The sequence below is a fragment of the Blautia massiliensis (ex Liu et al. 2021) genome, from assembly GCF_052064225.1.
Taxonomy (GTDB): Bacteria; Bacillota; Clostridia; order Lachnospirales; family Lachnospiraceae; genus Blautia_A; species Blautia_A fusiformis.
In genome coordinates this window covers 39199-64750 of the sequence record NZ_JBQHWA010000009.1, presented here as the reverse complement: position 1 = coordinate 64750, position 25552 = coordinate 39199, and the positions used below count along the sequence as shown (strand labels likewise).

Genomic DNA, 25552 nt, shown 5'->3' with positions numbered 1-25552 from the left:
CCTGTTGCCAATTTCTCTCTGCTGTTCTCTGATCTCAGGAGCACAGAACGTCCTGCTGTGCAAAAGTGTTCTGATCAAAGATCGCAGTTCTTTACAGTTCTCGGGAATGGGATCACGTCACGGATGTTGCCCATACCTGTAAGGTACATGACACATCTCTCAAATCCAAGACCAAAGCCGGAATGACGTGTGGAACCATATTTACGAAGATCCAGATAGAAATCGTAATCCTCCGGTTTCAGACCCAGCTCATCCATACGTGTTCTCAGCTTGTCGTAGTCATCCTCTCTCTGGCTTCCTCCGATGATCTCTCCGATTCCCGGCACCAGACAGTCCATAGCCGCAACTGTCTTTCCATCCTCGTTGAGTTTCATGTAGAATGCCTTGATCTCCTTCGGATAATCTGTAACAAATACCGGTCTCTTGTAGACCTGCTCTGTCAGATAGCGCTCATGCTCTGTCTGAAGATCACATCCCCAGAATACCTTGTAATCAAATTTGTCATTGTTCTTCTCAAGGATCTCAACAGCCTCTGTATAGGTCACATGCGCAAATTCAGAATTAAGCACATGGTTCAGTCTGTCAAGAAGCCCCTTGTCAATGAAGGAATTGAAGAAGTTCATTTCCTCCGGTGCATTCTCAAAGACATAACGGATCACGTATTTCAGCATAGCCTCTGCAAGCTCCATAGCGTCCTGAAGGTCTGCAAACGCACACTCAGGCTCGATCATCCAGAACTCAGCTGCATGACGGGTAGTGTTGGAATTCTCAGCACGGAAGGTCGGTCCGAATGTGTAGATATTGCGGAATGCCTGTGCATAAGTCTCTCCATTCAGCTGTCCGCTTACGGTAAGGTTTGTCTCCTTTCCGAAGAAATCCTGTGAATAATCAACACTTCCATCCTCTGTCAGCGGAATATTCTTCGGATCCAGTGTTGTTACCTGGAACATCTCTCCTGCACCTTCACAGTCACTTCCTGTGATCAGCGGTGTATGCACATAGACAAAGCCTCTCTCCTGGAAAAATTTATGGATCGCATATGCACAGAGAGAACGTACACGAAATACAGCCTGAAAAGTATTTGTTCTCGGTCTTAAATGTGTCATGGTCCTTAAGTATTCAAGACTGTGTCTCTTCTTCTGAAGTGGATAATCCGGTGCGGAAGCTCCCTCTACAGATATCTCTGTTGCCTGGATCTCAAATGGCTGCTTCGCCTGAGGGGTAGCTACCAGCGTTCCCTTAACAATGATGGCTGCTCCAACGTTCAGCTTGGAAACCTCTGCGAAATTCTCCATGTTATCGTGATATACGATCTGAAGAGTTTCAAAAAAGCTTCCATCATGAAGTACGATGAATCCAAACGCCTTGGAATCACGAACACTTCGTACCCATCCACCTACGGTGATCTCTTTGTCGAGATACTGTTCACGGTTTCTGTAAATCTCTTTCACTGTTGTCAGTTTCATAATCTATACCTCATTCCTCATATTCAGGATCACACGTCCCTGCGGACCTCCAAACGTCCGTATCGAATTAAGTATAGACTATTCTCATGGTTCGTGCAAGGAGTAATTGCCCTGTCGGACAGAAAAATAGCAGGCCGCCGGACAGAAAAATCCCGCCTGGCGGAATGTCTCCGGCAGACGGGATTTTTCTGTCTGTTATACCATTAATAATAAGATGCGTTGATACTTCCTGTGTTGAGATAAGTAATGCAGTAATAGTAGATCCTCTTGAATGTCTTTGTTGTGTAGTGAAGTCCATCATCACTGTCAGCGTCTGTGCCATTGTAGGAAGTATTGGTCCCGTAGCCTTTTTTCATAAGTACGCTGTACATATCGATGTACTTGTAATCCAGAGAAAGACCGGAACGGATCTTGCTGTTGAATTCTCTTACCTGTGCTTCTGTACGGGCGCCTCTTCCTGCTTTTGTGATCATGGTACTGTTGATCGGGTTTACGGACATATAAAAGAGTTTACAGTTCTTACTTTTCAGTGTGGATGCAATATTGGTCATATAGCTGACATAATTGCCTGCATTTCCCAGGTCATTGACACCCAGATTAAAGATAACGGCGATCGGTTTGGAACCTTCTGTTTTGTCGATCTCTTCTATAAGCTGTGCATATCCTGTATCCCGGAACCAGCTCAAGCCCTTTCCTGGGTTTGCAACAAAAGAAACCCCATTTGTTACAGAACTGCTCATCTGTTTTTTCAGTGTCGCCTGTATTCCTGCAGTACGGGAATCCCCCACAAAAATGACCTTACTGTACATCATACCGATCGCCGGATGAGCCATCTCATCGGAACTGATGTCCTTCTCCAGTGCACGGTTAAATACCGTCGCATACAGATTGGTGTTTTTGCTGATCCGCAGAAGTTCACCGGCTTCATAATCCGGATCTGTGGAAGAACCGGTCCGTCTGGTCTTAGACCAGCCCATAAACGTATAACCTGTCGCATTGGATACAGATGGGAGCTTAAGGTAACCGCCCTTTCCAAGTGTTACTGTCTTCCATACGGTTCCGTTTGCCTTGCGGAGATTTACCTTTACTGACTGCATCTGTACGGAATAGTATCTGATATTACCGGAGATTTTAATCTTCGTTCCTGCTTTTTTTGCAGTAGATGCCTTGCCGTTCTTTGCTGTTGACCAGCCAAGATTTACATATCCCGATCTGGATGGAACTGCAGGCAATGTGTAATATGTACCCTCTTCTACTTTTTTCTGCAGCTTCTTATATGCGGAATTGGTGCTTCCATTTCCAAGATAGAAGTTTACGGTATAATACTTACTCTTTCTGCGGACCGCATACAGAGTCATATCTTTTCTGACCTTTACGCTGGCACCTGCTTTATATACTACCTTACTGCTCCCCTTCCGTGTAGTCCATCCGAGATTCTGATATCCCACAGCCTTGGGCACTGCCGGAAGCCGGATCGTAGTATTTAATGTCACATTCTGTGTCAGTGCGGTATACGTCTTACTTTTGCTGGTACCTGAATTATTATTGAACTTAACGGTATAAACAAGCTTCGCCGCCGACACCTTATGCGATGCAGCCGGCACAAAGATCAGTGCAGCTGCCACAAGTGCCAGCAAAAGCCATTTTACCTGGAAGGTCTTTCCGGTTTTTTCCCTGTTTTTCATATAAACAAACTCCTCCTGAAATACATATCCATCCCCGGATGCCTCCGTACTTTTTTACAGAGTATTGATAAATCTCATAAATGCATCCCTGCCCTCTGGTGTGCATTTATAAACACCGGCATCCTCCAGTACATGAACAAATACATTGCCCACTTCCCTGCGAAGGACTTCCTGGATATTATCTTTATCAAGTTTCTCATATTTTGGCAGAAATTCTGCAACCCATGCAGCATGTTTCTCGATTTTCTCATTGGAAGCGATGTCCCTGCCGCTTAAAATGTATTCTTCAAGAAGCTCCAGCTCTTCTTTCAGACGTGCCGGAAGAACAGCGAGTCCCATAACTTCGATAAGACCGATATTCTCTTTCTTGATATGATGATAGCATGCATGCGGATGATAAACCCCCAGCGGATGCTCCTCTGTTGTGATATTGTTACGTAATGTCAGATCCAGTTCAAAGGTATCTCCCACTTTACGTGCGATCGGTGTGATGGTGTTATGCGGCTCTCCGTCTGTTTCTGCAAAGATAAATGCAGCCTCATCCGTATATCCTCTCCAGCCTGCCAGTACATGTGTTGCCAGATCGATCAGTCTCGTCTCGTCTTTGCTGCGGATACGCAGTACGGAAAGAGGCCATTTTACAATGCCGGCTTCCACATCTTCGTATCCCGGGATCGTCACATGCTTTTCAATCTCTGCCTTCGCCATGGCAAAGGTGTAATGCCCGCCCTGGAAATGATCGTGGCTGAGGATAGAACCTCCTACGATTGGAAGATCCGCATTGGAGCCAAGGAAATAATGTGGGAACAGCTTTACAAAATCAAACAGCTTGATAAATGTATTTCTCTCGATCTTCATCGGAGTATGCTGACTGTTAAATACGATACAATGTTCATTGTAGTAAACATATGGAGAGTACTGGAAGCCCCATGGACTGTCATTGATGGTGATCGGGATGATCCTGTGGTTCTCCCTTGCCGGATGATTGACTCTTCCTGCATAGCCTTCATTTTCCGGACAAAGCAGACATTTTGGATAGCTGCTGGATTTTACCAGCTTGGCAGCTGCGATAGCCTTTGGGTCTTTTTCCGGCTTGGACAGGTTGATCGTGATATCGATCTTACCATATTCGCTGTCTACTGTCCATTTCTGATCTTTTTTTACGCGATAACGTCTGATATAGTTACTGTCCTGACTCAGCTTATAAAAATAATCTGTGGCTTTTTCCGAATTTTCTTTATAAGCATCCCAGAATTCTCTCTGCACCTGGGCAGGACGCGGCATCAGACAGTTCATCAGTTTTGTATCAAAGAGATCTCTGTACACAATACTGTCCTCGATGATGCCCCTCTTTACAGCCTCATCAAGAAGTTCGTTCAAAGTCTCCTCAAGATTGATTTTAGCATACTCTGTCTCCGGTTCTGTATATTCGCTTTCCCCAAAGGCATCCAGAAGAAGATTGGTTGCATAAATTCTTTCGCATTCCGGAGTAATACCACTCTCCACCCCATACTGTACCAGTTTTTTAATACTTTCACTTAACATTGATTTTTCCCCTTTCCTGTCGCGCTTTTCCCGGAAAACAGGAACTTTTTTCCTGTTTTCCGATTTATGCCAAACGGGAACTCCCGTCTTGCCATCCTGCTGTAACCCCATGGCCTTCATCCGGCCTGCTCTGTAAGCATCACTCTATGACGTTTTCTATATAGGTGAGAAATACATTTCCAGCACTCTCAAACAGCGCTGTACTGTCATTCATTCCATACGGGCTGATCTGCCCTGTTGCCGGATCATAAAGATAGGTATTATATTCATCATAGCCTACGATCACCACACTGGAATTTTCTCCTGTCTTGGCGATCACCGGTCTCTGGGCACTGACCTCATAAAGAACATTGTCAAGAGTGCAGCCGGTCAGATCGATCACCGTTCCCATATCACCAAGGCTATCCTGAAGTTCTTTTTTCTTCCAGTTGGCTGTACGTATACTTTCCGGTACATCCTCTATATTCATCTGGAGCTTTGTTTTTTTGTTTCCACGTTCCCAGACATACTGCTGCGCACGGTTAAGTACCACTCCAGTCTGCGCATCCGCGCGTTTCACAGCTGCAGCCGGATCGGTATAGATACGGTCAAGAGAACCATATGCATAAACATAATAAAGTTCTCCCTGTGGAACGGTAGTATCCAATGTTACCGATGAGTCTTCAGTACTCTCGATCTTGGAACAAACAAGCAGCGGACTGTCTGTCTCCGGTTTCTGAGTCATGGTCAGGCGGATCAGCGTTCCTGCACGGTTTGTAGTGATCAATGCTACATCTATCTGGCTTCCGGATGCTTTTTTGTTATTCATGATATTGTCCTTTTTCTGGACTGTATAAGCATTCCCCGATTTTGCAGAAAGTTCAAACTCCATCATGGTACTACCAACCGTTACGTTGGTGATATAAAGGCCATCCTGACGATACTCTTTTTTCACCTTTCCTTTAAAGCTTTCAATGCGGAATGTACTGATTCCCTCTGTTTCATGTCCGTTGGCATCCGTAAGAATGTCTTCATCGGAAAGGATCCCATATACCAGATCTTCATTCATAAATCCCAGAACTCTCAGATTTTTTCCGCTTTCCGGCGAAATATCTCTTGTTTTCAGAGAATCAAATTCAATTTCCCGGATCTTCCCTGCATCATCTCCGGATTCGATCAGCCATGCTGCATGTGCCTTGGTATCTGACACAACAAAATGGTTCTGTTTGATTCCTTCTTCCAGAACCTGTGAGGTTCCTGTCTCAATATCTACCTGATACAGCTTCTGTGCAAACAGCAGAAACAGCTGATTGTTTTTGTTTACATAAGTGAGTGTTCCAAGATCTTCCTTCAGAAACTCGTAGGATTCTGTACTTGGTATGAATACTTTTTCTTCCACCACATTACGGTCGCTGTTGTAGTGATAAACACAGACACCGCTGTATCCCTCGTGAACACCACGGTTCATGTAACCGTACAATACAAAGTCCACATCCCCGTTATCTGCCACTCGGATGATCTTGATATCATGTTCGTTGCGCACATATCTGGAATCGTTATCTTCCTCTTTGCGGAAGCTGAAGATCCTTGTGATCTTTCCGCTGGACGGTGCATAAGACCAGAGATCCCCATCCTGCTCAAAAGCAACGATCTTTCCACTGCTGTCTGAAGCATAGGTGACATTCTTGTCACGGACACCCAGAAGCAGGCCTGCATCGGAAACTACCTTCTGAGACGGATCAAATACCTTCGTTGCAGAACGTTTAAAATCCAGCAACATGATCCTTGTTTCTGTATAACGCATACGGTAAAATTCCGTAACATCATAAATTTCGGTTTTACCCTCATCATCCTGTGCGGAAATCTGATAATCCAGCGTGATACTTGCAGTCGTTTCATTGATGTCATCGATCAGCGGAACTCCTTCCATGTAGAGCTTCGGAGAAAGGGATCCCCAGCTGATATTGGAAAGTCCGGAACTGATGGAAATATTATTGTAATTCGTTCCGCCGGAAATATCCTCCGCTTCCAGATATCCGGTCAGCGTATCTGCCTTTTCCTTGTCCAGACACTTTGTGGAAAAATCCTTGACAAACTGAAGATACGCTTCTGTATTCAACTGGGTTCTGGAAACCACTCTTGTATAGTAGTAAACTTCCCCCTCACTGGTATCCAGCGTGATCTGCATGGAATACTCCTGGTTCATGCGAAGGTCACTGCCGATCTCAATCTCTGTACTTAAACAGCCGTTGTCCTCTTTCGTGAGATTCTTGATCTTACGGTTCTCCATAACCTTGCTTCCGTCTGAAGTCCGTACCTCATAAGCAAGCCCTGTTACTGTATCAGCATATGGGTTGATCTCAAAAGACACTTTTTTGGTCGTATCCAGCGGAGTAATACTTCCTCTCATGAAATCGGTCTGCATCTGCTGTCTGTATCCATACATCTTATTTGCCTGGGTACTTCCGATCTTTACCATAACCTCCGGAAGTGTGGCATCGTTCATATCTGAGCGGTTATCTGTAGACTGACTGTTCATCAGAAATGAGGTCCCGGCTACTACTGCCACAAAGATCACCAGCAGTATCACTCCCTTACGTAGGATCTTCATCATGTCATTCTCCCTTCTGTGAGGCTGACTCTTCCGGATAAAGAAGCCTGTCCAGGGTAGGAGCCACATGAAGAGCCTTCATGGTATCCGAAAAACTGTCCCTGCTCTTTTTCTTTCCGGTTTTTACTGCGCGGATCAGAATATTCTTTGGTGTATGTTCCATATCGATAAATTCAAGAAGCTGGGTTTCATATCCTTTGCTTTCCAGAAGCTCGGCACGAAGACCATCTGTGATCAGAGCTGCCATTCTTTCCTTCAGGATCCCATAACGCATAACAGGCTGGAGCATTTCGTTTCGGATCTGACGATTCAGTTCATGCTGACAGCATGGAACAGACAGGATCACCTGAGCCCCCCATTCCACTGCCTTGGCCAGAGCGAAATCTGTTGCTGTATCGCAAGCATGAAGTGTCACCACCATGTCCACAGAAGAAACGCCTTCGTACCCTGCAATATCTCCCTGGTAAAAATGCAGCTTGTCATAACCATAAGATCTGGCCAATTCACTGCAATGCCGTATCACATCTTCCTTAAGATCCAGCCCTATGATGTTTACATCAAAACCCTCCAGTTCTCTGAGATAATAATACATAGCAAAAGTAAGATAGGATTTTCCGCAGCCAAAATCCAGGATCGTGATCTCTCTGTCTTTAGGAAGCTTTGGAAGGATATCCCTGATAAACTCCAGAAAGCGATTGATCTGTCTGAACTTGTCATATCTGGAAGCAACGATCTTTCCATCCTTTGTCATAACTCCCAGATCCACCAGAAACGGAGCTGCCGTTCCCTCTCTGAGAATGTACTGTTTCACCCGGTTATGAGGAGCGATCTTTATCTTCTCATTCTGTGCAGGCCCGTGTTGTTTTGTTTTGATGGTTGCTTTCCCTTTCTTGCTGATAAGGATACTTCCATCCTGACTGCGTCCGGTTGCCTGAAGCTGACGAAATTCCTCCATGGCATGCTCCAGATAAGCGATCATCTCTTCCCTGGTAAAATTCTTATGATAAACCTTCGTCCCTTCTGTCATGGACGCCTGGTAAAAAATCTGACCCTTCAGCTCCACAGGACGAAGCTTCACCTTGGAAGGTCCCTCGCCAGTCCTGCGGCCACTGACAACAGCCTGTATCAGCTGTTCATTAATCTGTTCTTCTAAAAATTCCCTTATTGTTTTCATCATACTTCTATTATATTCACTTTTTGTTTTATTGTATATGGACAGATGTTGTGCGAACCAGTTTTGGTTGCTTCTGCCAGTATCACTGTATCGTTCATGGGTAAACCGCCATTTTAATACTCAGTGCGGAAACATTTTCTGCACCTTCTCCTCCTGCATCTTCGTCTGGAAATCTCCTGATACACCAGCACTTCGATCAGATCATCCAGGAACCCTCCTGGAATCTCCTGTACACTGGTATCTCCTTCCATCTGTCCTTTCACCTGGTGACAGATGTGATAGAGCATGAAACGATCCGGATATTCATCATACAGCCGGCTTCCCTCATAATCCAAAAGCTGACACTGTGCTTCCGCTTTTTCCTGGATCCTTCGGGCTGTATCCGGATAGTATGATCTCATCAGATCAAATTCCTTTTCCTGTTCTCTCTCTTCATTATAAAAACCAGGACTTCCCTGTGTAGCATAAAACGGATAAAAATCTGGATAGATCATAACTCTTCTGCTGTCCTCTCTCTGCTATCTCTTACAGTATATGCAGAAGAAAAATGACGGTTCCCTTCAAAGTTCCGATCAGGCCATCCGTTTCAGCATTCCCTGGGTCAGACGTACGCTGTGCTCAATTGCAAGCTTTTCAAAAGCCGGATAATCCATGTTTGCACTATTATCTGCTTTATCTGAGATAGCACGAATGATCAGGAATGGAATCCCGTTAAGAGCTGCTGCCTGTCCGATCGCTGCGCCCTCCATCTCAACAGCATAGGCGCTGAATTCCTTTACAATATTATCTTTTACACCCTGATCACATACAAACTGATCTCCGGAAGCAATTCTTCCTTCAAAAACCCTGATCTCCGGATTTACTTCCTCGCATACATCATGTGCGATCTTACGAAGGCACGCATCTGCCTGGAAGGAAAACTCTTTCATCTGCGGGATCTGTCCCTTCGCATATCCGAATCCGGTTGCATCCATATCATGATGAAGAACATCTGTGGAAAGTACGATATCTCCAATATTGATATCATTGTTAAGGCTTCCTGCGATACCGGTATTGATCACCGCTTCCACCTGAAAGAGATCTGCCAGGATCTGGGTGCACATGCCGGCATTTACCTTACCGATCCCGGACTGTACCACAACTACCTTCTTTCCTTCCAGAACACCCTCATAAAAATCCATTCCGGCTCTGGTAGTAATGGATACATTCTCCATAACCTCTTTCAGTCTTGCTACTTCCTGTTCCATTGCTCCTATGATTCCAACACATTTCATGATCTGTAAATCCTCTCTTTCAATATGATATCCCGCTGAATTTCACAGTTTTTTCCGTTCAGCAGTATCTTTTTCTTTTTCTACATTGTTCATTATAACAAATTTTATTTTTTATGGAAACTTTTTTTGAGAGATGCTATAATCGATAAATAAACAGAACAGGAGGTAACCAGAATGGTTTATAAGACAAAAGGCGTCTGTGCTCAGGGAATTGAGTTCGAGATCGACGATAATAAAAAAGTTCACAATATCAAATTTACAGGCGGATGTTCCGGAAACACACAGGGTGTTGCACAGCTTGCAGAGGGAATGGATGCAGATGAAGTGATCTCCCGTCTGGAAGGCATCCGCTGCGGATTCAAACCAACTTCATGTCCGGATCAGCTTGCAAAAGCCATCCGCCAGGCATTGAACGAAGGCTGATCTCACATAAGCTTACTTTGTATATCGGATTTATCATCACCCTGCGAAAAATTTCCGCAGGGTGATTTTATGATGATTTGACAAAATAATTGTTTCAATGTTATCTTTGTTATCCGGTTAAATATCTGTTCTGTCCCACTTGTCACACAGTGACTGGATATCTCTTGCAAAACGATCCAGATCTTTATTGGGGCAGCCTTCATTCTTCCGGATCACGGACATCAGGCGACGTCCCATAGCCAGCAGCTTCTCATATGCACGGGCAGCCTTGGTTGTTTTCGGCGAAGCAGTTGCCTTTACGATCCGAACACCGACAGCCTCATGGATACACCTGTTCTCCAGAAGATCATATTCAGTTCCACTAAAGGGTGCTGTTGCATCATACCCAAGCTCTTCTTTAAGCCTCTGGGCAAAAATCTCCGTCACCGTATCATCACCATGCGTAACAAATACGTGTTTTGGTCTCGTCTCAAAGGCTTTCGCCCATTCTATAAGTCCGTTTACATCAGCATGACCGCTGATTCCCGGCATTTTGCATATTTCAGCAGCTACCTGCACAGTCTCACCAAACAACTTCATCTCCACTGCACCTTCCAATAATGCCCGTCCCGGAGTTCCGATAGCCTGGTATCCAACAAAAAGAATGGTATTTCTGGGATTCCACAGATTGTGTTTCAGATGATGTTTGATACGACCAGCATCACACATGCCGCTGGCGGAAATGATCACCTTGCAGTCCTCATCAAAATTGATAGCTCTGGAATCATCGGTAGTAACGGAGGTCTTCAATCCCTGGAAGGATAACGGATTGATACCTTTATTCAAAAGATCCATTGCTTCCTCATCATAGCAGGTATATGCATTCTCACTGAAGATCGTAGTTGCCTCATTGGCAAGGGGACTGTCTACATATACCGTAAAACCATCATGGCCGTGAACCAGTCCCTGTTCTTTGATCTGTCGGATAAAATACAGCATTTCCTGAGTACGGCCTACTGCAAAGGACGGGATTACCAAACTGCCGCCTCTGTCAAAGGTCCTCTGGACGATCTCTGCCAGTATTGCCGGATAATCCGGACGTTCTCCATGACTGCGGTCTCCGTAGGTAGATTCCATCACAACATAATCTGCCTCTCGGATATATACCGGATCCCTGATCAGCGGCTGATTGATATTTCCGATATCGCCGGAAAAAACGATCTTTTCTGTTTTGTCCTCTTCCGTCATCCAGACTTCAATACTGCTGGAGCCAAGAAGATGTCCTGCATCCACAAATCTTACTTCGATTCCCTCTGCCGGTTTGATGATCTTATCATATGGGCATCTGACGAAGTTCCGGAGCACACCCATGGCATCTTCCATAGTGTATGCAGGAATAAATTCCGGTTTTCCTTCTCTCCGCCCCTTTCGGTTTCTCCACTCAGCCTCGAACATCTGGATATGTGCGCTGTCACGAAGCATGATATCGCAGAGATTACAAGTTGCCTCTGTCGCATAGATCGGCCCCTGATAGCCTTTTGCATACAAGGCCGGAAGATTTCCGGAATGATCCATGTGTGCATGTGTCAGAAGCACAAAATCCAGATCACCCGGAGCCACCGGAAGCTCCTTATTTTCATAATAATCCGGTCCCTGCTCCATTCCATAATCCACCAGAAACTTCCGTCCTGCCGCTTCCAGATAATAACAGCTTCCAGTCACCTCATGCGTAGCACCGATAAATGTTATCTTCATGCACAAGCCCCCTTTTCCGTCCCACGTTCTGAAATTTCCATATCAAAAAAAGCCTGAAGGATCTCTCTGTGATATCCGATCGTCCAGAAACGCTGTGATATACAATTCCAAGAAGAAATAATCGACTTTTTGTTTATTAACGGTTTGTTATTGTATTTATTATACACGAAATATATGTTTTTTGACAGTCTTTTTGTGAAATATGCTTCTTTTTTTAAGGGGATTTTTTTAGATTTTTTGATATTATACAGAATTTTTAGACATTCCCCAGCGAAGGTAATGTAAAGTTTACTGGATTTTTTATTTTTTTGGGGGAGTGGCATCGCTGGGGGTGTGATTTATTTTGTTGGTTTGTTATTTTACTAAAACACCATTGGTCAGAGTTGTTGTTGATTCTTTACTGCCATCTTTAGCTGCGTGATAGCCTCGTACTCGGTAGTAATAACCGCTTGGCACGATTACCGTGAGATCTCTAGTCAGATTAGTTGCGTTAGAAGCTGTAAAATCCCAGCTTTTATATGTAGAATATGTCCCATTTACTTTACGTTCCAAATATACACTTAAATATACCTTACTACATATATGATGACACTGTGTTATTCCTGTAATAATCACCTTATTACTTGCTAATTTTTTTATTGTTGTTGTTCCAAAACTTAAATTATTACCTCTAAGAACACTATAAGTCGTATCCTCTGCATAATCCTCATTCGTATCTGTTTCCACTGAAAAATCATCCGATAAACTTTCTGCCATCGCAGGAACTGCAAACAACATACTGCAACAGCATACTAAAAGCAATAAACTTATTATCCTTTTCATTTTCTCTTTCATTATACCTTTCACCTTTAAACTTTCATTACATTATATATACGATGAAAAAAGGGCATTATCTCATTAAAATTTTATATTTTTGATTAATTTTATAAACTCCTGTTCTTCCATTCGGACTTCTATTTGATAAAACTCTGTAGAACTATTCCAGTACGCAACATAACTAGCCTTTTTATCTCCCTTAGCCATTATTTTCTTTATCTGAATACTAATTTCTTCCTCAGGCAATTTAATAGTTTCTATTTCCTTTCCATCTAAACTTGCACCACTGCTTTTAGTTTCTTTATCATATTTATTAATATATATCGTTAGAATTTCGCCATTATAACTATATTCCAAAAATGCATATCCTGAATCTGAATTGACTCTATAGTCTTTAAATTCAAGTCCCTCAGGCCGATATAAAAAACGTGGAATATCAACACCCAGTTCTTCTTCTATTTCATCAATTGCCGTCTGCTCATCTTCATATTCTTTCTCATTCGTTCTATCATTATCTACCACAATCTTCGTATCATGTCCAACCCAATACCTCACAGAATCAATAAAATAACTCCTGTTCGCCTGGCTGGTCATGCTTGCGGCGAAGATACCGGCTGAGCATACAAGTACTGCTGCCGCTACGCGAGCTGCTTTATGACTTTTCTTTTCGGGCAGATAAACGATTTTTACATTCTCTTTATGATCATCAGTTTTAATACTGTCAGTTTCGTCTTCTTTGTAAACACCATCTGCTTTCAGTTTTTCTACAAGCCTCTGATAAGCAGCCTTTGCCTCCTCTTCTGTTTCTCCATCATCAGGAATCACTCCATCTGGAAACAGGATTTTTTCCATCTCTTCGGTTTCTTTTTCATATTCTTCTGCCAACCATTTTTTCAGTTCAGCATCCCTGAAATTTTCCATTATTTTTCTCCTGTAATCCTATCTTTCCTTGACAATTCCTCCGTTAGAGTTCATATTTAATGATAGTATATGACTATTCAGGAGGAATCCAAATGAAACACATCGTACTTACCGGCGGTGGTACTGCCGGACATGTAACTCCAAATATTGCCCTGATTCCAAAGCTCAGGGAGCTTGGTTATAAGATTTCCTACATCGGTTCCTACGAAGGAATCGAAAAAAAACTGATCGAAGAACTTGGAATCCCATATTATGGAATCTCATCCGGAAAGCTGAGACGTTACTTCGATCTCAAAAACTTCTCTGACCCGTTTCGTGTACTGAAGGGATTCAGCCAGGCCAGAAAGATTCTGAAAGAGCTGAAACCGGACGTTGTTTTTTCTAAAGGCGGTTTCGTTACGGTTCCCGTTGTGATCGCGGCCAAACGTTTAAAAATCCCCGCATTGATCCACGAGTCCGACATGACTCCAGGTCTTGCCAATAAACTCTGTCTCTCTTCTGCATCCAGAATCTGCTGTAATTTTCCTGAGACAGTCGCCAATCTTCCTGCTGACAAAGCAGTTCTTACAGGAACTCCGATCCGCCAGGAACTTCTTTCCGGAAATGCGGAAAACGGTCGTAAATTCTGTGGTTTCACTGCTGACAAACCGGTACTTATGGTTATCGGTGGTAGTCTGGGAGCTGCTTCTGTCAATGATAATGTCCGCAAGATCCTCCCTGAACTTCTGAAGGAATTCCAGGTTGTTCATCTCTGCGGAAAGGGAAAAACCGATGAATCTCTCAACGGTACTGCCGGATACGTCCAGTATGAATATATCCAGGACGAACTTCCGGATCTGTTTGCCATGGCTGATATCGTGATCTCCCGCGCAGGCGCTAACGCAATCTGTGAGATCCGCGAACTTCATAAGCCAAATCTTCTGATCCCGCTTTCTGCCAAAGCCAGTCGTGGTGACCAGATCCTTAACGCTCGATCCTTCGAACGCCAGGGCTTCAGTAAAGTGCTGGAAGAAGAGGAGATTACAGAAGAAAAGCTTCTGGAAACCATCCGCCAGCTCTATACCGATCGTCAGAAATATACAGATGCTATGGCAGGAAACGGCCAGGTAGATTCCATCAGTAAGATCACTGATCTTATTGAAGAATGCGCCAGAGCCTGACTATATTTCCACAACAGCCATATGAAAACTCTGCCACTCCCTTCCGGGCTGGCAGGGTTTTCTTTTATTCGTATACTTTGCGAAATTCTTCCTGCAGCCAGCGCTTCGCTTTATATATCCTGTTATTGACACCACTTTTCGTCAGACCATATTCTTCTGCAACTGTTTCAACGGAAATCTCCAGATATTTGACCTGAATTAAGATCTCATAATTTATCGGCTGTTCCTTTCGAAATCTTCTCAGCACCATATACATAAATTCTTTCTTCTCTTTACGCAGAAATACCTCTTCCGCATCGACCGAATTCTGTTCTTCCAGAAATGCCGCAACTTCTTCCTGACAGACAAACTCATGCTTGGAGCTTGATTTCTTTATATAATCCAAAGCCTTATTCATAGATGCCCTCTTGATCAGAGAAAACATCATCTTTTCATTATCAATATTCAGGCCATCCTTTATAGTATACATTTTATAAAGTACATCCTGACTGACATCATCAGCAGTACTCCAGTCATGGAGAACCCCATACGCATACCCTCTGGATATTTTTCGGTATTTAAGATAAAACTCTTCAAATGTCTGATTATTCATTTTTCCTCTTTAGTGGCTATTTGTCATTCTTTAATTTTCTTTAAGATTTCATCTCTCACCTCATCGCTGAGTTCTCCGGGTTTCCAGGTTAAACCAACACCATCTCCCTCATATCTCGGAATCAGATGCATGTGAAAATGAAACACAGTCTGTCCTGCGATCTCTCCATTGTTCTGCACAACATTAAATCCATCACAGTTCAGTGCATCTCTCAGCTTTCCTGCCATTTTTTTAGCCAGGATCATTGCTTTTCCGGCAGTCTCATCCGGAAGTTCATAAATATTCGCTGCATGCTTTTTCGGCAGGATCAATGAGTGTCCTTTGCTTGCCGGTCCCAGATCCAGAATCACGCGAAATTCCTCATCCTCATAAAGTGTTGCTGATGGAATCTCTCCATTTGCGATTTTACAAAATATGCAATCTCCCATTATTTTGTCCTCCTTGTTTGCAAAATTATTTTATCTATATTCTTATTTTGTCGTATTTTCTCGAATTTTTCAATACTGTTCTTGTTGATATTTGAAATTTCTGATGTTAATATTTTTTCGAGGTGATAATATGTGCAACGATACTACAGTCAGTAAATTGAAAAACGATTTTCATTATACACTTTCAAAATTTTCACATGAACTCCGGAATCCTCTGACTCTTATTAACAGCGGACTCCAGATGATCGCATCTGCACATCCTGAGGTCAAAGAATATGAGCACTGGGATGATGTTATGGATAATCTTGATTATGTAAAAGAACTTCTTGATGAACTTTCTGCATTTAATAATGCAGGCCATGTCAAAAGAGAAAACATTGACACCTGCAGCTACCTCCGAACGATCCTTTCCTCCATAAAACCTACCCTGGATTATCTGGAGATCACACTTGAAACAGATATTCCAGATTCATTGCCATCGATGGCTCTTGACCGGATCCGTGTCCGGCAGATGCTTCTGAATCTTCTGAAAAATGCATGGGAAGCCGTTCCTATTCCCGGAGGAAAGATTTCTTTTTCTGTCATTCCGGAAAATTCCGGCATCCGCATTGATATCCGGGATAACGGATGTGGAATCTCAAAGGAACAGCAGGCTACGATATTTCAGCCATTTTTCACAACCAAGGAATCCGGGACCGGCCTTGGCCTTGCTGTTTCAAAACAGATCGCTCAGGCACACAGTGGAGACATCACGCTTGAGAGCGCTCCCGGTCAGGGAACTGTTTTCCATATTTTTCTGGGATGATAAAGAATTACAGCGATCAGGAAACCACTCAACAAACCGCCTATATGCGCTACGTTATCCACGCCTTCACTTGCAAATCCGAAATACAGTGAAAATGCGGCCATGATCAGCATCTGTCTGACAGTCAGATCCGCCACTCTTCCTCTGTGCCGTATGATCACATAGATCATACCGCCCATGACTGCAAAAACAGCTCCGGAAGCTCCTGCAGATAAAGAAGCGTTTCCTGCATACATATCAAAAAACAAAGAGAGCATATTTCCGCCCAGACCACCAAATATATAGATCAGAAAAAATTTTATCTTTCCTGTTACCGGTTCCAGTCTCTGGCCAAGCACAAACAGAACCAGCATATTATTGATCAGATGCGGCGCACCAAAATGCAGAAACATACTGCTAAACATCCGATACCACTGTCCCTGTTCCAGGATCAGCGGTGCATAAGCAGCACCGCATTCCAGCATATGCTGCCCGTTCTCCGAGCCGCCGGTAAATTCCACCACAAGAAAGATCAGCGTATTTATGAGGATCAGTAAAACTGTCACAGGTTCTTTTTTTATTTCTTCCAATTCCGGCCTCTTTCCACAGCGGTTCCGGAAATATTTCCCATAACTCGCTGTTATAATCTGAAAATTCGAATTTATTTCATTATTTTAACAGATTTTCATCAGGCGGACAACCTACGGTCCCATATTAATACGATACAAAACCGGATTTTTCGCTCTGTTATTTCAAAAAAATATAACGGGCCTGTGCAAAATCGACTTCATCCTCATCCTCCAGCAAATAATCTTCTCCTGTTTTCAGAAGCTGTCCATTTACAGAAGTCCCATTTCTGGAGTTCAGATCTGCCAGATAATATGCCCCCTCCCTTTTTCGGATCTTGGCATGGATCCTGCTGACAGTTGGTATATTGATCACTGCATCCGCCGCAGTTTCCAGTTTTCCGATCACTGTGATATCTTTTTCCAAATAAATGGTAGCCAATTCCCCCGGTTCCCGGCTTACTAATGTAGCAGGACCTTTGGATGCACCTGCCGAAAGAACTACTGTTTCACCAAATCCATCTAAAAAATCTTCCGCTTTTGTCGGGATATTTTTTTTGATCTTTTCCAGTTCTTTTCTGCTGTCACCGGCATTGCTCCCTGACAGCGTACCAGATTCTTTCTGATCTTCAGAATATACAGCTGCCTCTTTTTCCGCCGCACCATATTTCTGCTCAGGCACCGGCGTATCCAGTTTTTTCTTTTTTCCACCGACTTTTTTGATCAGAATATAGCTCAGCATCCCCAGTATCATTGCTGCAAGAATTCCCAGAAGAAAAATTTCTTTGCTTATTCTTGGAATATATCCGCCGGCCATTCCTGCCGTAATTCCCAGAAGAAGCACCAATGCTGCGCCAAATCCAGCCACTGGCTTCCATATTTTGTTTGTTTTCCGCTTCTGTGAGTCCGCTGAAGATTTTTTCTGTTTTTCATTTCCGGACACACTGGCTCTTTCCCAGCCTTCCACCTGCCACAGATCCTCTGCTTTTTCCTCCTCTGTCATCCTGTTTTCTTCCTGGAGCACTGTTTTCTTTTTTTCATATAGAGAAAAATCTTCCTCGTCGCTGTTACATATTTTATATAACTCTTCCTTGATGTATTCCAGATGAAAGCTGTCCTCCAGTGCACGTCTGTATACATTATATCCCAACATGACCGCTTTTCCGTCTTCATGATCCAGCTTTGGAAGGATATACTCCGCAAGACTCTGAAACTGTTTCTGTATTTCCCCATGAAATCCCGGAAGATAACAAAATCGGACACTTTTTCTTTCCGCATCCAGATAGATATATTCCGGTTCCAGGATCAGCTGACAGGGATTCAAAAGATACTCGGACATTTCTTCCATGATCTGTATAAAACCTCCCAGTATCACCTGAAGCGACTCCAGATCCATCTTTTTTTCCTCAAAAAGCGCAGTCATGGAATGCCTGGAAGTTATATCATAATACACCATGAATTTTCCGTCGATTCCCTGTATCCGACACTGAAGAAGATCCGGCACAGCATTGGCCACGATCATCCTTACCTGGTAAGAATCTGTATCGATTCTCTCATCTCCTGTCAGGATCAGATAATTATGATTCATATCTCTTTTATATTCCGTTCTCATTTTATGGCGTCACCTCTCCCAGCAAATCCACAGTTCCTTTTACCTTGCGGATCCATCCCACAGGCCGCAGAGGCTTTGCCTTACCACTGACTTCCAGCTTCCATTTCTGCCCCAGGAACCCGGCAGGTACTTCCAGTCTGTAAGTTACTTTCACAGTTTTTCCTGCATTTGTCTGCATGCTCAGATTCTCTCCTCCCGGCAGCCCGATATCTCCCAGCATTCTTCCCTGTATATCCGCCTTTTCATATATGTTCCCTTTCTTTTTATATCCTTCCATACTGCCGCTGACTGCTGCCTCATAAGCTGCCGCAGTGAGATATGCTCTGTCATGTACAAAAAAATCCAGATACAGCACTCCGATCAGTATCATAAGCACCAGAGGCATGAGCAATGCAGCTTCTATTGTAAAGCTCCCCTTTTTTATTTTTCTCACAAAAATATCCCTCCAAAATATCCGATCAGCAGAAACGGTACAAAAGGAATTTCCTCATTTCGACTCTTTTTTAGCATAAGATACTCAATGCCTGAGTAGATTCCGCACAACAATAATGCACCACAAAGGATCCCTGCCAGTTCTCCGGCTCCCAGCACAGAGCCCATTGTCAGTATCAGCAATCCGTCTCCAAATCCGACCATTCCTCCACTGATCAAAGCGATCAAAATTATAAATACTCCGATTCCCATGGAAATAATCCCTGCCGGCCAGAGAAGCCCCTGCCTGATCCGCCACAGGATCCCGCCTGCCAGAAATATAAAAAGCACCGGTAAACAGATTTCTTTTTTTCGGATATCTGTCCAGGTATTAATTACAAGAAGTACAGTCATGCAAATTTTTACACTGCTCATGATCTCTCCCTTCAGCCACATCGTCCGCAGGCACTCATTTCACCGGAAACCTCAGTTTCTTTCACCATCCGTACAGATCGTTTCAATGCGCTGCAGCTTTCCCTGTTATGAAAACGGTTACTCTTTTTTGTGATATATACCACTCCGGCCGGTTCCTGCCCACGACTGCACAGCTCACAGGCCTGATACTTTTCTCCATATGCATTTTTTAAAGCTTTAACCGAAGAGCCTGATATCTGCTGAACAGACAGATTCAGATAACTGCACCCCAGTTTTCTGTGATACACACTTCCTGATTCTGTCACATACACCATAGGCTGGCTCTCCACTGTATCCTTTCCATTTTCGTATACTACACCATTCCACGTATGAACCTTTATCGTATTGTGAAACCATATTTTAGGAAGCGGGATCAGACCACCTATGGGCTGATAGGAATATACGTCCGGCAATGTGATTGTTTCTGTACCTGAACCGCCGGCACCATACGCATACATACCTGCTTCCTTTGCTTTCTGGCACAAGCCGGTCAGATGCTCCGTCTGTACCTTGTAAATATCCATAAAAGAAAGCAGTGTGAGCACTCCGAAAAAAAACAGCGGCAAAACCATCGCAGTCTCCAGAGTGAGACTTGCTTTTTTCAGAAAGGTGCACAGGGATACTTTTCCAGAAAGCGTTTTCCGGCTTATCGGGGAAAGCAGGAAAAAAGCTCTTCGAGAGCGCCTTTCTCTTTTTTGATCCAGTCTGTTTATCTGATTTTTATCTTCTTTTCCTTTCTGAAAAAGCATCCCTGTACACCTCTCTTTCTATTCATACGCATACTGACGTGTAACTGTAAATATTTTCCGTCTGTTTGCTTTTACATCTGCAGACGCTTCCAGGGCAGTGATGCAGTGATCCATCTGAAAACCCGGTCTTTTTCCCTTTTCACGTACAGAGCACTCGATCATGTCCATTCCTCTCAGAACTTTATCCTGTTTTCCTTTCGCCATAAGCAGAACCTGAAGATAATCCTCATAAGACATTCCATTCCCTGCATCCTTTCTTGAAGAATCCAGTTTGTCCAGGATATTGGGCAGATTACTCAAAGACAGCTGCCAGTCTGAGGAGTTTTTTATAAGAGGTACATGTCCTCCTGCAAAAAGTTCCCGGACATCCAGAATACTCTCCGCAAATGCCCAGCAAAAGATCAGTGCCGCTTCGATCACTGCTGCCGCCGGTGGGATCAGAAAACCTGATGCAATCGCCAGCGCCAGTGTTTCGACCTGTATCCGTTTTCCACCATCTGAAAGCAGATACGCCATGTTAACCCCCTGACGGATCACCAGAAGTTTTCCTGCCACGGACTTCAGATTTTCCCGATCACTGTTCTTCCCTCCAAGAATATATTCCACCTGATAATTCAACCCCGCCGCTGCCGGTCTTCGATAATTTCCCAGTTTCTTTAGCAGATACTGTCCAAACAATATTCCGGACGTATACGAATTATCGGATCGTATATCCGTATCCAACATTAGTCCTGTCTGGAGCTTTCTTCCGGATGTAAGGCTTTTTCTGTCTGTAACCGCATCCGATATTCCCCGTTCGGATGGTACTACCAGATCAAGAAGTCCCATTTTACGGACTCTTCTGATGATCGGAATAGGATTTTCCACGCTTTCATCAACACCGCCGGTAAAATCATCCCCATTTCCTGCATCCGAAAAATCTCCCTGGTTTTTTTGTTGTTCCTGTTCTTTTTTGGCTTCTTCGCTCTTCTGCGCGGCGTCCGTAATAGCAGAATCATAGGAATCCAACGTTCCTTTATTTTCTGCCTGTTCTCCTTTTTTCTCTGCATCCTCTGTCTTCTTTTCCTGATCCTTCAGTTTTCCGAGAAGAGTCTGTACCCCCTGGCTTCCCAGAGTTTCACGCATATACTGAACAGCCTGCTGGTAAAAAATCTCGCCTTTTCCGTCGCTCAGAAGCTGATAACCATTGAACCCGCCCTGGAGAAGCTCCAGTTTCTGACTGTTCTGTTTCAATACAGGTTTCATATAAGTCTGAAAATCATCATATACAGAAGCCATATCCAGTTCTTCTTTTCCACCTGCATACAGTGCAAACAGCTCATAATCTTCCAAAAGCGTTCGGTCATACTGTCCAAATAAGGAATATAAGCCAATATCCATACTGTTAAGTATCTGTGTCCTGGCAGCTGCCATGCGTACAGATTCAATGCTGGCACACACAAGAGAAAGAACCAGGCTCAAGATCAGAGCCAGAAAGATCGTAATGCTGCCTTTTTTCACATTTCCTGCCAAGGGGTACCTCTCCTTTCCAAAACGAAAATATCAGCAGATATCACCGTTTTTTCTTATTTTCAGATCGTATTGCTCTGTTTTGTGATTTTTGTAAGGATTTTTTTAACAAGTGCTGTAAGCTGTTCCTTAAAGATGATGACCAGACTGATCAGAACCACCAGAATCAGGATGATCTCCACAACACCCACCGCATCCTCTTCCATCGCAAATTCTTTTACATACTTCCACATATTTTCATTTGTCACCTCACATTTCCTTTCTCTGTTCTCCAGTCCTACCCTCCGTAAAAGGAAAGGCATGCCGGAAGCATGATCACCGCCATCACCACCAGGAGCATCAAGACCATCGGAAGAAGCAGTTTTGTTGCTGCTGTATCTCCCAGCACTCTTGCTTTTCTTTTTCGCTCCTCCCAGGCTTCCACGGATTCCTTTTCCAGCAGATCGGCCAGATACCTGCTTCCTTTCTGGAGGTTCTGGATCAGTAGTGTTGACAGAGTTTTATACTTTACCTGTCCGCACCGTTCTCCAAATCTCCGGTAAGCCTCTGCTTCGGAAATCCCACTGTCCATCTCATAACAGGCTACTCGGATTTCTTCGTAAGCCTCACGTTTTTTACCATCTTCTCTCTTTCCGTAATCCAGTGCTATTTTCTGGAACGCTTTTCTGGCAGTTAAGCCTGCCTGCACCAGAAGGGTAAATTTCATGATCAGTCCTGGGTAATCCATCAGCATCTGTTCTCTTCTTTTTATCTGAGCATTCTGTTCTTCCCGTTTTTTTGCAATGACAGCTGCTGCCGCTGCTGCCAGACCAAGAGCTGAAAGCAGGTTTCCTGTTTTGTCTTTTGGCTGCTCCCATTCAAGATGTTTTCCATTCCATTCATCTGGAAGATAATAGTACTGCGGATCGTTTTTTTTCTGATTATATTGTACGATCATGTCCTGCAGCTCTTTCTCTCGCTGCTGTTCTTCGCTAAGTTCTGTTTCCGGTTCTTCTTCGGATCCTTCTGTTTCTTTTTCCGGCACCTGCACATACAGGGAACCGGCTTCTTCTCCGTCTACAGATACTTTGAATTTCTCTTCATAAGCACCTGTCTCCTCTTTTTCCATACGGTATCCGGATGAATAAACCTTATCTCCGCCACTTTGAAATGTCAGGAGCATACCGATGATATTTCCGGTAAGCGCTATCCATATAAACAGTTTCTTTTCTTCCGGATTTCCGGCTTCCGGAGGCAGCCGCCCCATTTTTCCTGCCAGAAACACCCCAAGGATCACCATAAATATCAAAATATGTATCCACATTATCCTCACCTACACTTCTATGTCTACAATCTTCACACCCAGCCAGTAAGACAAGCCATAGATCACCATGCAAACTGTCATGGCACAGATTCCGAAAGGATTCCCATAAAGTACATCCAAAAATCCCGGCGAAGTCAGTTTCAGATAGCAGATGATACCGGCCGGCATGATACTCATAACCATCTGTTCCGATTTCTTTGCGGCCAGCGTTGCCTCGATCTCTTTTTTTACCTCGATCTTATCACTAAGCATTCTGGCTACTTTCTGGATCACCTGCGTCATATCCCCGCCTGTTCTTTTTGCTGTATAAAATACTGCTGCGAAATTTTCAATATCTTCCACTCCGCTGCGTTTTCCCAGATCCAGGAACAGATCTTCCACCGGAACATTCAGACGCAGCTGGCTTTCGATATACCGAAATTCATCCAGGATATCACTTCCCTTTTCATAAAGTCTCCCCAGATCCTTTACACTGGCACGCACCGCATTCTCCGCGGAATAGCCGGCCTGTACCGCCACATTCATGGCCGTCAGAGCATCCCGGAACTGGTAATTCAGCTTCCTCTGCTGCCGTGCAATGCATTTTTTCCTCTGCATTTTCAGAAAAAGCACTGGTATTGGAAGCATAAACAGCAACACAGGAAGGCTCTGATAAAACAGATAGTCGGCTGCAGCGCATACGGCAGCTCCCTCCAGAAGATACTTTGCGGTCTCCTTCCCCGTAAAATGATACATCCTGTAATCTTTCCTCGTAGATCTCCATTTCTGATTCTTTCCTTTCCGCTCTTTCATAGGCTGATTCCTGCCCGTTTCATTTTTTCACAATGCAAAAGTTCTCCGGTTTTTACAAGTCCCTTTCCTTCTTCCCAGCGATACAGCGGCCTGGTCTGGATCTCTCCGTTTTCAAATCCACATACTTCTGTGATTTCCAACAGCTTTCTGCTTTTATCCCTCATACGCCCGAGATGTACCAGAATGTCTACCCCGGAAGCGATCTGCCTTCGGATTGCTTCCAGGGGAAGATCGATCCCCATCAATGTCATCGTTTCAATTCGGGAAAGCATATCCTGACTGCTGTTTGCATGAAGTGTTGAAAGGCTTCCATCATGTCCCGTATTCAAACTGGTTATATGGACTCCTCATTCTCCCATCATGCATAAATACAATACCTGTACATAATACACACTGTATATAAAGTTATTACCTTGGCTATTTTTCAGCCACAAAAAAGAAAAGAGAGCCTTTCCTAGCCCTCTTTCATATCGACTTTATCATTCATTTGTCATAATCAACAGCTTTTCAACTAATGTCTCTAAACTTTTTCCCAAAAATGGGACAAAGTCTGGTATTGCCCCAAACGTCATGCCAATTATTATCATTCGACAACATTCGCTTGCAGACTCCAGTGCAAACCCATAACTTAAAACACCTGTCATAATAAAAACAATTGATAAAAAGTAAAGTAAAATATTTCCCAACATCATCGGGATTTTTATAAACCAACAAATTAATGTCATTACTGCAATAGTCAAATACAGGAACATTTTTGTTATGTATTTAATGAACATTTTTAATCCCTTTCTTCTTGATAGTTTTTCAATTTCTCTTTCAGTTTTCCGGACAGCCAAAATCTTGCTATCCGGATTTCCACTTTTTTGCCTTCCGGACTGCAAAATTCTTGCGTTCCGGTCTTCCACTTTTTTGCTATCCGGACTGCAGAATTCTTGCGTTCCAAATAATGATTGTTACCCTTCCCTAATTAGCATTACTATTCACATAATTCTGGTACTTATCGAATACAGAATCTGTCACACCGTTTTTGTAGATTTTCCGAATATCTGCGATCTCTTCATCCTTTAATAATTTCAGCCATTCCAGAAGATCTTTCCGGCTATTGGCGAAATTACAGCACCGTCCATCTGCATATTCAATCCGGTATCTCATTGTCGCTCCTCCCCCCTACACGTAAATCAGTTCATTTAAAATAATTTCATCCGCTCGGTTACGGATGTTGTTTACTCTACGCAGCCATTCCATCTGATCCGTTCTTTTTAATTCCTCTGTAATTCCTTGTTTCTCCATCATTTGCTTTACTAATCGTTCTTCCATATCCCTTGCTTCTGCGTCAACCTGATTCAAATGCTCTACAAGTTCTCCTTGTAACAACAAAATTTGATATTTTGCCTTTCTGTGTTCCTGTAAATAGCTTTTACGGAGCATCCCATATTTCCCATAAGTTGGTTCGGTATCTGCAAGTGCCAATTCCGGCAAATAATAATCACCACATAACATATAAGTAAGTCCATTTTTCTTATCATAAATTTCGTTCTGCATAA

27 protein-coding genes and 1 pseudogene are annotated in these 25552 nt (G+C 43.5%); 3 read left to right on the top strand and 25 right to left on the bottom strand.

The window, feature by feature from the left end; genetic code table 11:
- Window positions 1–74: 74 nt before the first annotated feature.
- The 7 genes from asnS to ACTNDQ_RS05245 all read right to left on the bottom strand — a co-directional run bounded on the left by asnS (window position 75) and on the right by ACTNDQ_RS05245 (window position 9734).
- Entirely contained in the window at window positions 75–1466 is a 1392-nt protein-coding gene (asnS, locus tag ACTNDQ_RS05275; RefSeq protein ID WP_022426258.1) for an asparagine--tRNA ligase, read from the bottom strand.
- A 203-nt stretch (window positions 1467–1669) separates the two neighbouring features.
- Entirely contained in the window at window positions 1670–3151 is a 1482-nt protein-coding gene (locus tag ACTNDQ_RS05270) for an InlB B-repeat-containing protein (RefSeq protein WP_278795180.1), read from the bottom strand.
- 54 nt (window positions 3152–3205) lie between these two features.
- The gene (gene galT, locus ACTNDQ_RS05265; protein WP_441064041.1) at window positions 3206–4696 is read right to left on the bottom strand and encodes a UDP-glucose--hexose-1-phosphate uridylyltransferase; all 1491 of its coding nucleotides are present in this window, start codon (window positions 4694–4696) and stop codon (window positions 3206–3208) included.
- A gap of 139 nt (window positions 4697–4835) precedes the next feature.
- On the bottom strand, window positions 4836–7289 hold the full coding sequence (locus ACTNDQ_RS05260; protein ID WP_441064039.1) for a hypothetical protein: 2454 nt from the start codon (window positions 7287–7289) through the stop codon (window positions 4836–4838).
- 1 nt (window position 7290) lies between these two features.
- Window positions 7291–8460, bottom strand: coding sequence for a class I SAM-dependent methyltransferase (locus tag ACTNDQ_RS05255; RefSeq protein ID WP_015525637.1), 1170 nt, complete (start codon window positions 8458–8460; stop codon window positions 7291–7293).
- A 113-nt stretch (window positions 8461–8573) separates the two neighbouring features.
- Window positions 8574–8954, bottom strand: coding sequence for a hypothetical protein (locus tag ACTNDQ_RS05250; RefSeq protein WP_021652849.1), 381 nt, complete (start codon window positions 8952–8954; stop codon window positions 8574–8576).
- 78 nt (window positions 8955–9032) lie between these two features.
- A complete protein-coding gene (locus ACTNDQ_RS05245) occupies window positions 9033–9734 on the bottom strand; it encodes a 5'-methylthioadenosine/adenosylhomocysteine nucleosidase (RefSeq protein WP_441064037.1) in 702 nt (233 codons plus the stop codon).
- A gap of 174 nt (window positions 9735–9908) precedes the next feature.
- Here ACTNDQ_RS05245 and ACTNDQ_RS05240 point away from each other — a divergent pair, with 174 nt between their 5' ends.
- Complete coding sequence (locus ACTNDQ_RS05240) at window positions 9909–10157, top strand: TIGR03905 family TSCPD domain-containing protein (RefSeq protein WP_015525634.1); 249 nt, start codon at window positions 9909–9911, stop codon at window positions 10155–10157.
- Between the two features lie 117 nt (window positions 10158–10274).
- On the opposite strand, the gene ACTNDQ_RS05235 is transcribed toward ACTNDQ_RS05240, so the two are convergent.
- The 3 genes from ACTNDQ_RS05235 to ACTNDQ_RS05225 form a co-directional block, all read right to left on the bottom strand.
- Window positions 10275–11891 carry an MBL fold metallo-hydrolase RNA specificity domain-containing protein gene (locus tag ACTNDQ_RS05235; RefSeq protein WP_441064034.1) on the bottom strand — a complete coding sequence of 539 codons (1617 nt, stop codon included), beginning with the start codon at window positions 11889–11891 and terminating at the stop codon, window positions 10275–10277.
- Between the two features lie 354 nt (window positions 11892–12245).
- Entirely contained in the window at window positions 12246–12725 is a 480-nt protein-coding gene (locus ACTNDQ_RS05230) for a DUF6147 family protein (RefSeq protein WP_441064032.1), read from the bottom strand.
- Window positions 12726–12788: 63 nt separating this feature from the next.
- Window positions 12789–13628 (bottom strand): DUF4367 domain-containing protein, encoded by an 840-nt coding sequence (locus ACTNDQ_RS05225; RefSeq protein ID WP_441064030.1) that lies wholly within the window; start codon window positions 13626–13628, stop codon window positions 12789–12791.
- Window positions 13629–13720: 92 nt separating this feature from the next.
- Between ACTNDQ_RS05225 and ACTNDQ_RS05220 the strand changes: the two genes are divergently transcribed.
- On the top strand, window positions 13721–14788 hold the full coding sequence (locus ACTNDQ_RS05220; RefSeq protein ID WP_092072263.1) for an undecaprenyldiphospho-muramoylpentapeptide beta-N-acetylglucosaminyltransferase: 1068 nt from the start codon (window positions 13721–13723) through the stop codon (window positions 14786–14788).
- A 64-nt stretch (window positions 14789–14852) separates the two neighbouring features.
- Here ACTNDQ_RS05220 and ACTNDQ_RS05215 read toward each other — a convergent pair whose 3' ends face one another.
- Both ACTNDQ_RS05215 and ACTNDQ_RS05210 read right to left on the bottom strand, forming a co-directional pair.
- Window positions 14853–15380: an RNA polymerase sigma factor gene (locus tag ACTNDQ_RS05215; RefSeq protein WP_144093376.1), complete on the bottom strand. Its 528-nt coding sequence runs from the start codon at window positions 15378–15380 to the stop codon at window positions 14853–14855.
- Window positions 15381–15403: 23 nt separating this feature from the next.
- Window positions 15404–15808, bottom strand: a complete 405-nt coding sequence (locus ACTNDQ_RS05210) for an HIT family protein (protein ID WP_015525628.1) — start codon at window positions 15806–15808, stop codon at window positions 15404–15406.
- Window positions 15809–15938: 130 nt separating this feature from the next.
- On the opposite strand from ACTNDQ_RS05210, the gene ACTNDQ_RS05205 reads away from it, so the two are divergent.
- A complete protein-coding gene (locus ACTNDQ_RS05205; RefSeq protein ID WP_144093378.1) occupies window positions 15939–16613 on the top strand; it encodes a two-component system sensor histidine kinase NtrB in 675 nt (224 codons plus the stop codon).
- Here the strand turns inward: ACTNDQ_RS05205 and ACTNDQ_RS05200 are convergent.
- From ACTNDQ_RS05200 to ACTNDQ_RS05140, 13 genes and pseudogenes are all read right to left on the bottom strand, one after another.
- Window positions 16580–17182 (bottom strand): rhomboid family intramembrane serine protease, encoded by a 603-nt coding sequence (locus ACTNDQ_RS05200; protein WP_021652840.1) that lies wholly within the window; start codon window positions 17180–17182, stop codon window positions 16580–16582. The two genes, ACTNDQ_RS05205 and ACTNDQ_RS05200, sit on opposite strands and share 34 nt — an antisense overlap.
- A 157-nt stretch (window positions 17183–17339) precedes the next feature.
- Window positions 17340–18770, bottom strand: a complete 1431-nt coding sequence (locus tag ACTNDQ_RS05195; RefSeq protein ID WP_288823439.1) for a DUF6382 domain-containing protein — start codon at window positions 18768–18770, stop codon at window positions 17340–17342.
- A gap of 1 nt (window position 18771) precedes the next feature.
- Entirely contained in the window at window positions 18772–19203 is a 432-nt protein-coding gene (locus tag ACTNDQ_RS05190; protein WP_288786941.1) for a TadE family protein, read from the bottom strand.
- Window positions 19200–19616: a prepilin peptidase gene (locus ACTNDQ_RS05185; protein WP_278796095.1), complete on the bottom strand. Its 417-nt coding sequence runs from the start codon at window positions 19614–19616 to the stop codon at window positions 19200–19202. The genes ACTNDQ_RS05190 and ACTNDQ_RS05185 overlap by 4 nt, the downstream gene beginning before the upstream one ends.
- A gap of 11 nt (window positions 19617–19627) precedes the next feature.
- Window positions 19628–20221, bottom strand: a complete 594-nt coding sequence (locus tag ACTNDQ_RS05180) for a hypothetical protein (RefSeq protein WP_288823440.1) — start codon at window positions 20219–20221, stop codon at window positions 19628–19630.
- A 201-nt stretch (window positions 20222–20422) separates the two neighbouring features.
- A complete protein-coding gene (locus tag ACTNDQ_RS05175) occupies window positions 20423–21916 on the bottom strand; it encodes a DUF5702 domain-containing protein (protein WP_278796093.1) in 1494 nt (497 codons plus the stop codon).
- 59 nt (window positions 21917–21975) lie between these two features.
- Entirely contained in the window at window positions 21976–22146 is a 171-nt protein-coding gene (locus tag ACTNDQ_RS05170) for a Flp1 family type IVb pilin (protein ID WP_044962312.1), read from the bottom strand.
- 44 nt (window positions 22147–22190) lie between these two features.
- Window positions 22191–23216: a type II secretion system F family protein gene (locus ACTNDQ_RS05165; RefSeq protein ID WP_278796092.1), complete on the bottom strand. Its 1026-nt coding sequence runs from the start codon at window positions 23214–23216 to the stop codon at window positions 22191–22193.
- A 9-nt stretch (window positions 23217–23225) separates the two neighbouring features.
- Window positions 23226–24008 carry a type II secretion system F family protein gene (locus ACTNDQ_RS05160; protein ID WP_441064024.1) on the bottom strand — a complete coding sequence of 261 codons (783 nt, stop codon included), beginning with the start codon at window positions 24006–24008 and terminating at the stop codon, window positions 23226–23228.
- A pseudogene (locus tag ACTNDQ_RS05155) lies at window positions 24005–24346 on the bottom strand (ATPase, T2SS/T4P/T4SS family); the annotation flags it as partial. The pseudogene ACTNDQ_RS05155 and the gene ACTNDQ_RS05160, both read right to left, overlap by 4 nt.
- Window positions 24347–24487: 141 nt before the next feature.
- Entirely contained in the window at window positions 24488–24913 is a 426-nt protein-coding gene (locus ACTNDQ_RS05150) for a hypothetical protein (protein ID WP_441064022.1), read from the bottom strand.
- Between the two features lie 58 nt (window positions 24914–24971).
- Window positions 24972–25160, bottom strand: coding sequence for a hypothetical protein (locus tag ACTNDQ_RS05145; RefSeq protein WP_441064020.1), 189 nt, complete (start codon window positions 25158–25160; stop codon window positions 24972–24974).
- 15 nt (window positions 25161–25175) lie between these two features.
- The gene (locus ACTNDQ_RS05140; protein ID WP_441064018.1) at window positions 25176–25550 is read right to left on the bottom strand and encodes a TnpV protein; all 375 of its coding nucleotides are present in this window, start codon (window positions 25548–25550) and stop codon (window positions 25176–25178) included.
- Window positions 25551–25552 lie beyond the last annotated feature (2 nt).

Excerpts from the sequence above, each read along its gene's own strand:
- asnS (WP_022426258.1), bottom strand. The coding sequence starts at position 1,466 with ATGAAACTGACAACAGTGAAAGAGATTTACAGAAACCGTGAACAGTAT.
- ACTNDQ_RS05270 (WP_278795180.1), bottom strand. The coding sequence starts at position 3,151 with ATGAAAAACAGGGAAAAAACCGGAAAGACCTTCCAGGTAAAATGGCTT.
- galT (WP_441064041.1), bottom strand. The coding sequence starts at position 4,696 with ATGTTAAGTGAAAGTATTAAAAAACTGGTACAGTATGGGGTGGAGAGT.
- ACTNDQ_RS05260 (WP_441064039.1), bottom strand. The coding sequence starts at position 7,289 with ATGATGAAGATCCTACGTAAGGGAGTGATACTGCTGGTGATCTTTGTG.
- ACTNDQ_RS05255 (WP_015525637.1), bottom strand. The coding sequence starts at position 8,460 with ATGAAAACAATAAGGGAATTTTTAGAAGAACAGATTAATGAACAGCTG.
- ACTNDQ_RS05250 (WP_021652849.1), bottom strand. The coding sequence starts at position 8,954 with ATGATCTATCCAGATTTTTATCCGTTTTATGCTACACAGGGAAGTCCT.
- ACTNDQ_RS05245 (WP_441064037.1), bottom strand. The coding sequence starts at position 9,734 with ATGAAATGTGTTGGAATCATAGGAGCAATGGAACAGGAAGTAGCAAGA.
- ACTNDQ_RS05240 (WP_015525634.1), top strand. The coding sequence starts at position 9,909 with ATGGTTTATAAGACAAAAGGCGTCTGTGCTCAGGGAATTGAGTTCGAG.
- ACTNDQ_RS05235 (WP_441064034.1), bottom strand. The coding sequence starts at position 11,891 with ATGAAGATAACATTTATCGGTGCTACGCATGAGGTGACTGGAAGCTGT.
- ACTNDQ_RS05230 (WP_441064032.1), bottom strand. The coding sequence starts at position 12,725 with ATGAAAGAGAAAATGAAAAGGATAATAAGTTTATTGCTTTTAGTATGC.
- ACTNDQ_RS05225 (WP_441064030.1), bottom strand. The coding sequence starts at position 13,628 with ATGGAAAATTTCAGGGATGCTGAACTGAAAAAATGGTTGGCAGAAGAA.
- ACTNDQ_RS05220 (WP_092072263.1), top strand. The coding sequence starts at position 13,721 with ATGAAACACATCGTACTTACCGGCGGTGGTACTGCCGGACATGTAACT.
- ACTNDQ_RS05215 (WP_144093376.1), bottom strand. The coding sequence starts at position 15,380 with ATGAATAATCAGACATTTGAAGAGTTTTATCTTAAATACCGAAAAATA.
- ACTNDQ_RS05210 (WP_015525628.1), bottom strand. The coding sequence starts at position 15,808 with ATGGGAGATTGCATATTTTGTAAAATCGCAAATGGAGAGATTCCATCA.
- ACTNDQ_RS05205 (WP_144093378.1), top strand. The coding sequence starts at position 15,939 with ATGTGCAACGATACTACAGTCAGTAAATTGAAAAACGATTTTCATTAT.
- ACTNDQ_RS05195 (WP_288823439.1), bottom strand. The coding sequence starts at position 18,770 with ATGAGAACGGAATATAAAAGAGATATGAATCATAATTATCTGATCCTG.
- ACTNDQ_RS05185 (WP_278796095.1), bottom strand. The coding sequence starts at position 19,616 with ATGAGCAGTGTAAAAATTTGCATGACTGTACTTCTTGTAATTAATACC.
- ACTNDQ_RS05170 (WP_044962312.1), bottom strand. The coding sequence starts at position 22,146 with ATGTGGAAGTATGTAAAAGAATTTGCGATGGAAGAGGATGCGGTGGGT.
- ACTNDQ_RS05165 (WP_278796092.1), bottom strand. The coding sequence starts at position 23,216 with ATGTGGATACATATTTTGATATTTATGGTGATCCTTGGGGTGTTTCTG.
- ACTNDQ_RS05160 (WP_441064024.1), bottom strand. The coding sequence starts at position 24,008 with ATGAAAGAGCGGAAAGGAAAGAATCAGAAATGGAGATCTACGAGGAAA.
- ACTNDQ_RS05145 (WP_441064020.1), bottom strand. The coding sequence starts at position 25,160 with ATGAGATACCGGATTGAATATGCAGATGGACGGTGCTGTAATTTCGCC.
- ACTNDQ_RS05140 (WP_441064018.1), bottom strand. The coding sequence starts at position 25,550 with ATGCAGAACGAAATTTATGATAAGAAAAATGGACTTACTTATATGTTA.